Here is a 12675-nt window from a genome sequence, read left to right on the forward strand (position 1 = left end):
GGAATTGAGAATCGAGAATCGTTAAAGCGGGATACGGCGACCGGGCGGGAACCATGAGCGTTTGCTCTTGCGATTCCCGATTCCCGATCCCCGATTCCCGCCTCCGGAGAATCCAATGAGCAAGCAGATCCAGGAAGCCTACATCGTCGCCGCTACCCGTACGCCGGTCGGCAAGGCCCCGCGCGGCGTGTTCCGCAATACCCGTCCCGACGACATGCTCGCCCACGTGCTCAAGTCCGTGATCGCGCAGGCGCCGGGCATCGACGTCAACCGCATCGACGATGCGATCATCGGCTGCGCCATGCCCGAGGGCGAGCAAGGCATGAACGTGGCGCGCATCGGCGTGCTGCTGGCCGGCCTGCCGAACACCATCGCCGCGCAGACCATCAACCGCTTCTGCTCGTCCGGCCTGCAGGCCGTGGCGCTGGCGGCCAACGAAATCCGCCTGGGCAACGCCGACCTGATGCTGGCCGGCGGCACCGAGTCGATGTCGATGGTGCCGATGATGGGCAACAAGGTCGCGCTGAGCCCGTCGGTGTTCAACGACGACCACGTCGCCATCGCCTACGGCATGGGCATCACCGCCGAGAAGGTCGCCGAGGAGTGGAAGATCTCGCGCGAAGACCAGGATGCGTTCGCGCTGGCCTCGCACCAGAAGGCCATCGCCGCGATCCAGGCCGGCGAGTTCAAGAACGAAATCAGCCCGCTCGAAGTCGTCTCGCACGTGCCGGATCTGTCGGGCAATACGATCAAGCTGCGCAAGAGCCTGATCGAACTCGACGAGGGCCCGCGCCCGGACGCCTCGCTGGAAGCGCTTGCCAAGCTCAAGCCGGTGTTCCGCAACGGCCAGTTCGGCGGCAGCGTCACCGCCGGCACCAGTTCGCAGATGAGCGACGGCGCCGCGGCGGTGTTGCTGGCCTCCGGTCAGGCGGTCAAGGACTACGGCCTGACCCCGCTCGCCCGCTTCGTCAGCTTCTCGGTCGCCGGCGTGCGTCCGGAAGTGATGGGCATCGGCCCGATCGCCGCGATTCCGAAGGCGCTCAAGCAGGCCGGCCTGACCAAGGACCAGATCGACTGGATCGAGCTCAACGAAGCCTTCGCCGCGCAGGCGCTGGCGGTGATCCGCGACAGCGACCTCGACCCGTCCAAGGTCAACCCGCTCGGCGGCGCGATCGCGCTCGGCCACCCGCTCGGCGCGACCGGTGCGGTCCGCACCGCCACGATCGTGCACGGTCTGCAGCGCCGTAAGCAGAAGTACGGCCTGGTGACGATGTGCATCGGCACCGGCATGGGCGCGGCCGGCGTGTTCGAAGCGCTGTAATCGGCCGCGGCCCGCGAGCGGGTCTTAGGCACGAGAACCCCGGATCGCTCCGGGGTTTTTCGTTTTCAGATGCCGCGCCTCCGCTTTCAGGGTAGGCGCGGCGCAAGCCACGATCAACCGCAGCGGTGAAATACCACGTCTTTCTCCCGAAGCCAGACTCTCCGGCGCGGCTTGGCAAATGCGCCGGATGTCCCGGCTTCGATCGTACTGCTTGCGAACACGACTTCGCTCAATCGCGGCTTGCGCCGCGCCTACCCTTGAAACCGGACTGCACGAGAGAACGCTGGCATTCAAGCCAAGCGCGTACCGTTAGGCACCGGCCGCTCGAGGGTGGTGATGACCACGCCGTCATCGGTCGGAAAACCGGTCAGCAGGAACTCGGACACGAACGGCCCGATCTGCTTCGGCGGGAAATTGATCACCCCGACGATCTGCCGCCCGACCAGTTCCTCGGCCGAATACAGATCGCGGATCTGCGCGCTGGTCTTGCGCAGGCCGTGCGGGCCGAAGTCGACCCACAGCTTCCAGGCCGGCTTGCGCGCCTGCGGAAATTCCTCGACCTGGGTGACGGTGCCGGCGCAGAGCACGACTTTCTCGAAGTCGCTCCAAGCGATCAGGCCCGCCTCGTCGCTGTTCGTATCGCTCATCCTGGTTTCCTTTCGCTGCGTTCTTTGTAGGCGTCCTTGAATTGCGCCCAGAGGTAGCTCAGTTGCGCCGCCAACAGGCCGGCGGGTTTCATCGCCGAGACCAGGCCGTAATCGGACAGCTCGCGCCAACGCTCGTCGCCGTGGGCAATCGCGGCGGCGACGGTCTCGCCGGCGAAAGTGGTCGGCGCGACGCCGTGTCCACCAAAGGCCTGGGCCAGCCACAGACCCTCGCCGATACGGCCGACCTGAGGCATCTGATGACGCGCATAGCTCATCAAGCCCGACCAGGCGTAGTCGACCCGGGCACCGGCCAATTGCGGAAACACCTTGAGCAGGTCGCGGTAGAGCAAGCGTTTCACCGCTTCAGGCGAGCGATCCAGCACCGAGATGCGTCCACCCCAGAGCAGGCGCGTATCCGGCAGCGGCCGATAGTAGTCGAAGGCGAAACGCGTGTCGTAGACCGCGGCACGTGTATGCAAGGCGCTATCGAGCCGGTCGCCGAGGGGTTCGGTCACCATCACATAGGTCGCGATCGGCATCACCCCGGCATCGACCTCGCGGCGCAGACCGGCCAGGTATCCGCCGCAGGCCAACACGATTTGCTCGGCCTCGATCTCACCGCGTTCGGTCTTGATCCGCCAAGCCGCCCCTTGGCGTTCCAGTGCGAGCGCCGGCGTACGTTCGTGCACGGCGACGCCCAGGTTCTCGGCCAGGCTCGCCAGCCCGTGCGCGTACTTGAGCGGATGAAAATGCAAAGCCTGCGGTTCGAACAGGGCCTCGTGATAGCGCTCGCTGCGCACCTGCTCGCGCAGGCGTTCGCGCGACCACCATTGCCAGTCGACGCCGTAATGCTCGGCCAACAAGGCCTGGCGCGAGCGCAAGACCTCGGGATCGCGAAACCAGTTGGCCCAGATCACCCCGGCCTCGGTGGCATCGCAGGCGATGCCGTGGCGATGGATACGCGAGCGGATCAGCTCGACCGCGTCGGTGGTGCCGGCGTACAGCGCGCGGGCGCGTTGCGGCCCCAACTCGCGCAGCAACGCGTCCTCGCCGCGCGAGAAGCCGCCGAACACGAAGCCGCCGTTGCGGCCCGAGGCGCCGTGACCGATCTCCTGCGCTTCGATCAGGGTCACCTGGCCCAGGTCGCGCTCGGCCAAGCCCAGGGCGGTGTTGAGCCCGGCGAAACCGCCGCCGATCACGCACACCCGCGCTTGGCGCTTTCCTTCGAGCTCGGACCACGAAGGCTGGCGTTCGAGACTGGCGCGGTAATAGCTTTCGGCAGGTATGGACATGAGCGGGTCGCAACGGGTTTGATGATGCCGGTCGGCCGTCGCGGCGACCGGTGCCTGACCGCGCCGCCACACCGAACGCCGAGACGCAGACGATGGAAATCCACCGCGCCGACCTAGCCTACCGCAGACGCAGCCTGTGCCTGCTGGCCGCGCTCCTGGGCGCTTGTGCGATCGGACTGTGGCTGTTGCACGGCTGGCTGCAGACGGTGCAGGCGCATGCGCTGGCGAGCGCGCCACAGGAAGCGCGGCGCTGGCTGCGCGGGGCGATCGCCGCGATGCTGATCATGCCGGCCTTGCCGAGCGTCCTGTGGGGACGCAGCCTGCGCCGGCTCGGCCGGGCCGCACGCGAGGAAGGCCGGTTTCCGCCGCGCGCCTGGAAGACATACCGCGACGTGCGGGTGCTGCGCGAACAGGCCGCATTGCAGTGGTCGCAGCGCAGTGAGCGCCTGGGCCGTATCGCGCAAAGCGCCGCCGGAGCATTCGCCGCGGCGGCCGTAGCGGCCTGGATCTGGCTCAGTTGACCGCGGCCAGTGCTCGAAAACGAAGTGGGCCGCATTCGCGGCCCATGAATCGCACGATCGTGCCCTCGGACGGAGTTACTCGAGGTCTTCGACACCGAGTTCGTTGAGCGCGTTCTGCATCAACTGGCGCGCCGAGTCGCTGAGCTTTTCGTGGTCGAGGGCGTAACGGATCGTGGCTTCGATCAACCCCAGGTGGGTACCGCAGTCGAAGCGCGTGCCCTGGAAACGGTAGGCGTTGACGGTCTCGCGTTCGAGCAGGGTCGCGATGGCGTCGGTGAGCTGGATCTCGCCGCCGGCGCCCGGCGTGGTGGTTTCGAGCAGTTCGAAGATGCCCGGATTGAGCACGTAACGACCGACCACGGCGAGCGTACTCGGCGCCACGTCCGGCTCGGGCTTTTCGACGATGGCACGGATCCGGCCCTGTCGGGCCTGGAAGGCGTCGGTGGCGACGATGCCGTAGCTGGCGGTCTGTTCGCGCGGCACGTCCTGCACGGCGATCACGCTGGCGCCGCTGCTCTGCGCGGCATCGGCCATCTGCTTGAGCGCGCCCGGGCCGCGGTTCCAGATCACGTCGTCGGGCAGCAGCACCGCAAAGGGTTCGTTGCCGATCACTTCCTTGGCGCACAGCACCGCGTGGCCCAGGCCCAGCGCTTCGGCCTGGGTCACGAACACCGCGCGCACGCCGCTGGGCAGCACGTTGCGGATCAGTTCGAGTTGTTCGGTCTTACCGGAGCGTTCGAGCTTGTGTTCGAGCTCGTAGGCCTTGTCGAAATAATCGGCAACCGCGTGCTTGTAGCGGTTGGTGATGAAGACCAGGGTGTCGCAACCGGCCTCGATCGCTTCGTCGACGGCGTACTGGATCAGCGGCCGATCGATGATCGGCAGCATTTCCTTCGGCACGGTCTTGGTCGCGGGGAGAAAACGGGTGCCGAGTCCGGCGACCGGAAAAACAGCCTTGCGAATACGTGCGGCCATCAAATCTTCCTGGCGTTACGGGCGGGGAATGCCACCACCGTAGCCGATTCCTTGTAATCGGGATGTTCACCGACCGGACGGAACTCCGGCACAGCGATGCGCAGCAGCGTGCTGAGCGCCTCGCGGTCGTAGCGGATCGAAGCCTCGCGCAGTTGCTGCAAGGAGTTTTCCAAGGCCACCGAGGCGACGTCGCGCGGCTCGGCCTGGAGAATCTTCGGATGCACCGTCGGACGATAACGCTCGTCGGCGTGGAACAAGGTCTCGTGCAGCTTCTCGCCCGGGCGCAGGCCGGTATAGACGATGGCGACATCGCGGCCCGGCGTCTTGCCGGCCAGGCGGATCATCTGCTCGGCGAGCAGGCGGATCGGCACCGGCTCGCCCATGTCGAGGGTGTAGATCGCCTCGTGGGTGCCGATCGCCGAAGCCTGCAGGATCAACTGGCAGGCTTCCGGAATGGTCATGAAGAAACGCGTGACCTCCGGATCGGTAACGGTGACCGGGCCGCCGCTGCGGATCTGTTCGCGGAACAGCGGCACCACGCTGCCGGCCGAGTCGAGCACGTTGCCGAAGCGCACCGTGACGAAACGGGTGGCGCGCTGGTCGGCCAACGACTGGCAGGTCATCTCGGCCAGGCGCTTGGTCGCGCCGAGCACGTTGACCGGGTCGACCGCCTTGTCGGTGGAAATCAGCACGAAGGTGCCGACGCCGGCCGCGCGGCAGGCGCGCGCCACCGTTTCGGTGGTCAGCACGTTGTTGCGCACCGCCTCGCGCAGCTGCGCTTCCAGCAACGGCACCTGCTTGTAGGCGGCGGCGTGGAAAGCGGCGTCGGGCGAGGCCAGCTTGAGGGCGTATTCGATGAGCGCCTTGTCGCCGCAGTCGCCGAGGATCGGAATGAATTCGACGTCGGGGAAATCGCGGCGCAGCGCGGTCTCGGTGGTGACCAGGGCCAGCTCGTCGATCTCGATCAGGGCGATGCGCCCGGCGCCATGGCGCGCGCACTGGCGGCACAGCTCGGAACCGATCGAGCCGCCAGCGCCGGTCACCAGGACCGAACGCGCGCCGAGCCAGGCGCGGATCGCCTTCCAATCCGGCAACACCGGCTTGCGGCCGAGCAAGTCCTCAATCGCGACTTCCTTGAGCTCGCCGGGCAGCGATCGCCCTTCGAGCACGTCTTGCAGGCGCGGCACCATCCGAAACGGCACGCCGGTGCGTTCGCAGGCCATGACCACGCGCTGCATCGCATTGGCGTCGGCCGAGGGCATGGCGATGACCAGCAGCTTGGCCGCGGTCTCGCGCGCGATCTCGGCGACGTCGTCGACGTTGCCGAGCACCGGCACGCCCTGGACCTTGCTGCCGCGCAGACGCGCGGCATCGTCGAGGAAGCCGACCGGGTGATAGGTGCCGAAACGGCGCAGGTCGCGAACCAACGCTTCGCCGGCGCGGCCGGCACCGAGGATCAGGATCCTTACCGAAACCGCATTGGCGCTGTCGATGCGGCTGTCCTTCCAGGCCCTGTACAGCAGGCGCGGCGCGCCCAGCATGCCCATCAGCACCAGCGGGTACAGCACCAGCACGGTGCGCGGCACGGCATCGACGCGGTTATAGAGGAACAGGCCCAGGACGATCGCGAACAGGCCCAGCATGCAGGCCTTGAAGATGTTCCACAGGTCGGGCACCCCGGCGAAACGCCACAGGCCGCGGTACAGACCGACCTGCCAGAACACCAGGCCTTGCGCGGCCAGGACCAGGGCGATCTCGGTCGACCACAGCGGCAGGGTCGGAGGAGTCGCGGTGATGCCGAAGCGCAGCTTGTGCAGCGCCTGCCAGACCAGCCAGACCATCGCGAGATCGTGCGCAACCACCGCCAACCGGGGCAGGCCGCCTTTCAGACGATCGCGCAATGAACTCATTCCCTGCCCCTACTGAAGAAAATCAATCGGTTCGGCCCGCTCGGCCGCTCGGTTCGTCCTAGCTGATCGGGTCGCCGGTTTCGCGTCCGGTCTTCTGGATCAGCCACCAAAAAAAAGCGCCGGACATATACCACGCGGCTCCCATACATAAGATGAAACCGGTTCGGACTTCGGTCACATAGCGCACGCAGACTAGGGACAGCAGCGTGAAAACCGCATAGGCGAGGGTCACCCGGGTGTGGCCGATGCGCCTGGCCCAGACCTGGTAAGCATGCTGAGTATGCGGTGTCCACCAGCGTTCGCCACGCCGGACCCGCCGCAGCAAAGTCAGGCCGGAGTCGACCATGAATGCGGCCAGCGGCAACAGCAACAGGCCTGAACGCAGACCCAGCCCGCTCGCGGCGAGCACACACAATGCGGCCACGGCGTAGCCGATCGCGCCGCTGCCGACGTCGCCCATGAAGATGCGCGCGCGCGGAAAATTGAACGGCAGGAACCCGACGCAGGCCGCCAGCAAGGCCAGCGCCAGCCAGCTCCAGACCGGTCCGCCGAGCCAGACCAGGGCCAGCGCGACCAGCGCCGCCTGCGAAGCGGCCATGCCGTTGATGCCGTCCATGAAATTCCAGACGTTGGTCAGTCCGACCGCCAGGGCGAACGCCGCCAGCGCCAGCCAGACATCGCCCAATACGTGCCAGACCGCGAACGCCAGCAGGGCCGCGGCGAAGGCATGCACGCCCAGGCGCAGCCACGGCGACAGTGGGCGATGGTCGTCGACCCAGCCGATGCCGGCGATCGCCAACAGGCCGATCGCGAACGCCAGCGCGAGCGGTGCATGCGAGGGGAAGCGAATGCCGAGCGCGGCCGCGGCGATCAGCACCGCAGCGACGATGGCGATGCCGCCGCCGCGCGGCGTGGCGACGCTATGGCTGCGGCGTTCGCCGGGCTCGTCGATGAGCCGGCTGTGCAGCGCATAGACGCGCGCCAACCAGGTACCGGCGGCGCCGAGCGCCGCGTAGATCGCGATCCATTGCCACATCGCTCAAACCACCGCGTAGTTCAACAGCGGCTTCACCGAACCCCATTCCTTGCAGCTCGGGCATTGCCAGTGGTGACTACGGGCGCCGAAGCCGCAGCGGTTGCAGCGGTAACTCGGATTGCGCACCAGCAACTGATCGGTGATGTGCTTGAGGTCGTGCAGGGTCGCCAGCGGGTCGGCGTTCTCGGCGATGGTCAGGTCGATCAACGCCGCTTCGCCGCGCACCGAGGGCCGGTCCTTGAGCTGGCGCGCTAAATAGGCGCGCGCCGCCGGCACACCGTCTTCGGCTTCGACCATGCGGGTCAGGGCCAGCACCGGGGCGATGCCGCGGTAGTGTTCGCACATCTCGGCCAGGAAGGCGCGCGCGCCGGTGGCGTCGCCGTCGCGTTCATAGCAGCTCAGCAAGGCCGGCAACACTTCCGGCAGGTAATCGGGGTCGGCGCGGGCGACGCGCTCGAAGGCGCGGATCGCCGCGGCATCGTTGCCGGTCTCCACTTCGATGCGCCCTTCCAGCATGCCGGCGCGGACCGAGTTCGCATCGGCCTCGTAGGCGCGCTTGACCGCCGCGCGCGCGGCATCGGTGTCGCCGGCGGCGCGATAACGGTCGGCGAGTTCGCATTCGAACTGGGCGATCAGCTTGCCCATCGGCTCGCCGGTCGCGGCCTCGTAGCGCTGGGCGTTCTCGATCGCCTTGTCCCAGTCGCGTTCGGACTGATAGATGCCGATCAGATGGCGCAAGGCCAGCGGCGCGCGCATGTCGAGCGCGACCAGGTCGCTAAAGACGGTTTCGGCGCGGTCGAGCAGACCCGAACGCATGTAGTCCTCGCCGAGCGCGAGCAAGGCCTGGACCTTCTGTTGGTCGCTCAGGCCCGGCCGTTGCACGAGGGCCTGATGCAGGCGGATCGCGCGGTCGACTTCGCCGCGGCGGCGGAACAAGTGACCCAGCGCGACCTGGGTCTCGAAGGTGTCTTTGTCGAGCTCGGCGATGTGCAGGAACAACTCGATCGCCTTGTCGGGCTGTTCGTTGAGCAGGTAGTTGAGGCCGCGGAAATAGGTGGTCGACAACCGGCTGACCTGGTTGTCGCTATGCCGCTCGCCCCCTCGCCGCCCGATCACCCAGCCGCTCACGGCCGCGACCGGCAGCAACAGGAAGAACCAGAACCACTGGCTGATGAATTCCATGCTCAGACCTCGGGGCCGGTGAGCGGGGGCGCCGGCGCGGCGCTCGCCGCGCGCTCGGCGCGGCTGAGGCGACGGCGCAACGGCAGGACCACACTGGCGCTGATCGCCAGACCACCGATCAGGGCGCCGAGCAACAGGGCGACGATCAGGGCGATGCCGAGCGAGGTCGCCGGGACGAAACCGATGCCGAGGTCGATGCTGACGATCTGGCGGTTCAGGGCGCCGAGGATCGCCCCTGCCGCGAGGCAGGCCAGGGCGATGAGGAGACGGATCACGCGCATGGGAGAGTTCCGGAGGTCGTGCACGATCTCGTGCGTGTCGCGCCTAGCTTAACGGACAGGCGCGGCCGCGGCGTGTTGAGCCGGGGAAAACGAGTTTGGAGGAGTAAGGAGTGAGTCAGGGCGCGATCGCCCTACCCCTCGGCCAGTGCGGCCAATACATATAAATATGGAATCGAAAAGCGGGCCGGCGGCAATGCCACTCGTTCCTCGCTGCTCGAGGCGGCGCAGCCGCCACTCTTCCTGGCTTTCAGGCCTCTTCGTCGAGCGGGGTCACGCCGCTGACGCGTTCGCGCAGTTCCTTGCCGGGCTTGAAATGCGGGACGTGCTTGCCGGGCAACGCGACCGACTCGCCGGTCTTCGGGTTGCGGCCCAGGCGTGGCGGACGGTAGTGCAGCGAGAAGCTGCCGAAGCCGCGGATCTCGATCCGCTCGCCGGCCGACAGGGCGCCGCCCATCATTTCCAGCAAAGCCTTCACCGCCAGATCCACATCGTCGCCCTTGAGATGGGCCTGACGCTGCGAAAGGATCTCGATGAGTTCGGACTTGGTCATGGACGAAGCGTGGCCTTGCCTTAGGAAGGTCGTGAAGAGAGTCGTGCGGACGTCGCGATTTACTGCGATCCCCTACCGCAGACCGAAGGCGACCCGGCCATGCCGGGCCGCCTCGGTGAGTACATCGGTGTTGCCCGGCCCGGATCGACCGGGCCGTACTACCTGTAGCGTGACGCGTGCAGCGATTACTCGGACTTGCCGCCCAGACGCTCGCGCAGCAACGCGCCGAGGCTGGTGGTGCCGCTGGCGGCTTCGGAGGTCTGGCGGTTGTAATCGGCCATCGCTTCCTGCTGCTCGTGCTCGTCCTTGGCCTTGATCGACAGCTGCATGCTGCGGCCCTTGCGGTCGGTGCCGATGATCTTGGCTTCGACTTCCTGGCCGACCTTGAGGTACTGCGAAGCGTCTTCGACGCGCTCCTTGGCGATGTCGCGCGCGGCGACGTAGCCTTCGATGCCGTCGGCCAGTTCGATCGTCGCACCCTTGGCGTCGACTTCCTTGACCGTGCCCTTGACGATCGAGCCCTTGGCGTTGGAAGCCACGTACTGACCCATCGGGTCCTGCTCGAGCTGCTTCACGCCGAGGCTGATGCGCTCGCGCTCCGGATCGACGGCCAGGACCACGGCTTCCAGCGTGTCGCCCTTCTTGTAGTTGCGGACCACGTCTTCGCCGGTGGTGTTCCAGCTGATATCGGACAGGTGGACCAGGCCATCGATACCGCCGTCCAGGCCGATGAAGATGCCGAAGTCGGTGATCGACTTGATCTGGCCTTCGACCTTGTCGCCCTTCTTGTGGATGGCCGCGAAGGTCTCCCACGGGTTCGAGGTGACCTGCTTCATGCCCAGCGAGATACGACGACGCTCTTCATCGACGTCGAGGACCATGACCTGAACTTCGTCGCCGACCTGCACGATCTTGGACGGGTTGACGTTCTTGTTGGTCCAATCCATCTCGGACACGTGCACCAGGCCTTCGACGCCCGGCTCGATCTCGACGAACGCGCCGTAATCGGTGACGTTGCTGACCTTGCCGAACACGCGGGTGTTGGCCGGGTAGCGGCGGGCGATGTTGTCCCACGGATCCTCGCCCAGCTGCTTGAGGCCGAGGCTGACGCGGTTGCGCTCGCGGTCGTACTTGAGCACGCGGACGTCGAGTTCCTGACCGACTTCCACCACTTCCGACGGGTGACGCACGCGCTTCCACGCCATGTCGGTGATGTGCAGCAGGCCATCGATGCCGCCGAGGTCGACGAACGCGCCGTAATCGGTGAGGTTCTTGACGACGCCCTTGAGGATCGCGCCTTCCTGCAGCTTCTCCATCAGCTGCTCGCGCTCGACGCTGTACTCGCTCTCGACCACCGCGCGGCGGGAGACGACGATGTTATTGCGCTTGCGGTCCAGCTTGATGAGCTTGAACTCGAGTTCCTTGCCTTCCAGGTAGGCGGAGTCGCGCACCGGGCGCACGTCCACCAGCGAACCCGGCAGGAAGCCGCGGACATCCTTGATGTCGACGGTGAAACCACCCTTGACCTTGCCGCTGATGCGGCCGGTGATGGTCTCGTTCTTTTCGAGCGCCTCTTCGAGCTCGTCCCACACCATTGCGCGCTTGGCTTTCTCGCGCGACAGCACGGTTTCGCCAAAGCCGTTCTCGATCGAGTCGAGTGCGACCTTGACCTCGTCGCCCACGGCAACGTCGATCTCGCCGGCGTCGTTACGGAACTGTTCGATCGGCACAATGCCTTCGGACTTCAGGCCGGCGTTGATCACCACCACGTCGCCGCGGACTTCCACGACGGTACCGGTGACGATGGCGCCGGGCTTCAGCTTGGCGAGGTATTGCTGACTCTGCTCGAACAGTTCGGCAAATGATTCGGTCATTGGATTGGATATCTCGGTTAAACACACGGGCCGCACCGTCTGACATCGTTGCCGGACTGGCAACGCAAGCAGTACGTGGTCGACCCACCCGTTATGTGGCGCGATGGAACTGCACCATGTGTTATTGGTTGATCCGCCGCAGGATTGCGACGGGGCTGTAGAACAACGTTTGCAACGGAACTTCTTGTAACGAAAGCGATCTGTAACCAAAGCCTGCTACTACAAACCTGCTTACGACTGCCTCTGCCGCGGACGCATCGCGTGCGCTCGTGCCGTTCAGCGCGCAGGCAACAAAGCCAGCACCTGTTCGACTACCGTGTCGATGCCCAACCCGGTCGTATCGATGCGAACGGCATCTTCAGCCGGACGCAACGGCGCCACCGAACGCTGGGCGTCGCGGGCGTCGCGGGCAAGAATCTCCCGCAGCAGACCATCTAAAATAACCGAAACCCCTTTGTCTTTCAACTGCTTATAGCGCCTTTCGGCCCTTTCGTCGGCGCTGGCGGTCAGGAACACCTTGAACGGGGCATCCGGGAAGATCACCGTACCCATGTCGCGGCCGTCCGCGACCAGCCCCGGCGCCTGCCTGAACGCCCGTTGGCGGTCCTTCAGGGCGGCCCGGACTTCCGGGATCGCAGCGATCGCAGAGGCCGCGGCGCCGGCGGTTTCAGTGCGCAGCTCGTCGGTGGCGTCGACCTCGTTGACCAGCACCCGCAGCTCGCCGCGCTCGTCGTCGCGGAAGCCGATGTGGGTGTCGAAGGCGCAGCGGACCAGGGCCGCCGGGTCGGCCAGGTCGAGATCGGCCCAGCCCGCGGCGACGCCGACCGCGCGGTAAAGCGCGCCGGAATCGAGGTAATGCCAGCCCAGGCGCTGCGCGACCAGGCGGCTGATGGTGCCCTTGCCCGAGCCCGAGGGCCCGTCGATGGTGAGGACGGGGATACTGCTGTTGTCTGAGGATGCGCTGTTCATGCGTATCATTATGCGACGGCAGCACGCGTTTTCGGCTCGCGATCGCAGCCGATCGGCGCCAGGCGCCCGGGCGCGCGAGCCCCGGTTCGCGCGGCCCGACCCGCCGAGTCGGGCCGA

12 protein-coding genes are annotated in these 12675 nt (G+C 66.5%); 2 read left to right on the top strand and 10 right to left on the bottom strand.

Annotation, left to right across the window (positions count from 1 at the left end; genetic code table 11):
- Positions 1–115: 115 nt before the first annotated feature.
- Complete coding sequence (locus tag GLA29479_RS12370) at positions 116–1321, top strand: acetyl-CoA C-acyltransferase (RefSeq protein ID WP_057917769.1); 1206 nt, start codon at positions 116–118, stop codon at positions 1319–1321.
- Positions 1322–1611: 290 nt separating this feature from the next.
- On the opposite strand, the gene GLA29479_RS12375 is transcribed toward GLA29479_RS12370, so the two are convergent.
- Entirely contained in the window at positions 1612–1968 is a 357-nt protein-coding gene (locus GLA29479_RS12375) for a tRNA-binding protein (RefSeq protein ID WP_057917768.1), read from the bottom strand.
- Positions 1965–3260 carry an NAD(P)/FAD-dependent oxidoreductase gene (locus GLA29479_RS12380; protein ID WP_057971762.1) on the bottom strand — a complete coding sequence of 432 codons (1296 nt, stop codon included), beginning with the start codon at positions 3258–3260 and terminating at the stop codon, positions 1965–1967. Before GLA29479_RS12380 ends, GLA29479_RS12375 begins: the two co-directional genes overlap by 4 nt.
- A 92-nt stretch (positions 3261–3352) precedes the next feature.
- Between GLA29479_RS12380 and GLA29479_RS12385 the strand changes: the two genes are divergently transcribed.
- The gene (locus tag GLA29479_RS12385; RefSeq protein WP_057971763.1) at positions 3353–3781 is read left to right on the top strand and encodes a hypothetical protein; all 429 of its coding nucleotides are present in this window, start codon (positions 3353–3355) and stop codon (positions 3779–3781) included.
- 75 nt (positions 3782–3856) lie between these two features.
- Here the strand turns inward: GLA29479_RS12385 and galU are convergent, their stop codons facing one another.
- The 8 genes from galU to cmk all read right to left on the bottom strand — a co-directional run bounded on the left by galU (position 3857) and on the right by cmk (position 12558).
- Positions 3857–4756, bottom strand: a complete 900-nt coding sequence (gene galU / locus GLA29479_RS12390; protein WP_057971764.1) for a UTP--glucose-1-phosphate uridylyltransferase GalU — start codon at positions 4754–4756, stop codon at positions 3857–3859.
- A complete protein-coding gene (locus GLA29479_RS12395; protein ID WP_057971765.1) occupies positions 4756–6666 on the bottom strand; it encodes a polysaccharide biosynthesis protein in 1911 nt (636 codons plus the stop codon). Before GLA29479_RS12395 ends, galU begins: the two co-directional genes overlap by 1 nt.
- Positions 6667–6724: 58 nt before the next feature.
- Positions 6725–7702, bottom strand: a complete 978-nt coding sequence (locus tag GLA29479_RS12400; protein WP_057971766.1) for an MraY family glycosyltransferase — start codon at positions 7700–7702, stop codon at positions 6725–6727.
- A gap of 3 nt (positions 7703–7705) precedes the next feature.
- The gene (gene lapB, locus GLA29479_RS12405) at positions 7706–8884 is read right to left on the bottom strand and encodes a lipopolysaccharide assembly protein LapB (RefSeq protein ID WP_031371664.1); all 1179 of its coding nucleotides are present in this window, start codon (positions 8882–8884) and stop codon (positions 7706–7708) included.
- 2 nt (positions 8885–8886) lie between these two features.
- Positions 8887–9165: a lipopolysaccharide assembly protein LapA domain-containing protein gene (locus GLA29479_RS12410; protein ID WP_057917762.1), complete on the bottom strand. Its 279-nt coding sequence runs from the start codon at positions 9163–9165 to the stop codon at positions 8887–8889.
- A 247-nt stretch (positions 9166–9412) separates the two neighbouring features.
- Positions 9413–9715, bottom strand: coding sequence for an integration host factor subunit beta (locus tag GLA29479_RS12415; RefSeq protein ID WP_031371666.1), 303 nt, complete (start codon positions 9713–9715; stop codon positions 9413–9415).
- 185 nt (positions 9716–9900) lie between these two features.
- Positions 9901–11589, bottom strand: coding sequence for a 30S ribosomal protein S1 (gene rpsA / locus GLA29479_RS12420; RefSeq protein WP_031371667.1), 1689 nt, complete (start codon positions 11587–11589; stop codon positions 9901–9903).
- A 276-nt stretch (positions 11590–11865) separates the two neighbouring features.
- Positions 11866–12558, bottom strand: coding sequence for a (d)CMP kinase (gene cmk / locus GLA29479_RS12425; protein WP_057973185.1), 693 nt, complete (start codon positions 12556–12558; stop codon positions 11866–11868).
- Between the last annotated feature and the right edge of the window lie 117 nt (positions 12559–12675).

This window comes from Lysobacter antibioticus, assembly GCF_001442535.1.
GTDB classification, from domain to species: Bacteria; Pseudomonadota; Gammaproteobacteria; order Xanthomonadales; family Xanthomonadaceae; genus Lysobacter; species Lysobacter antibioticus.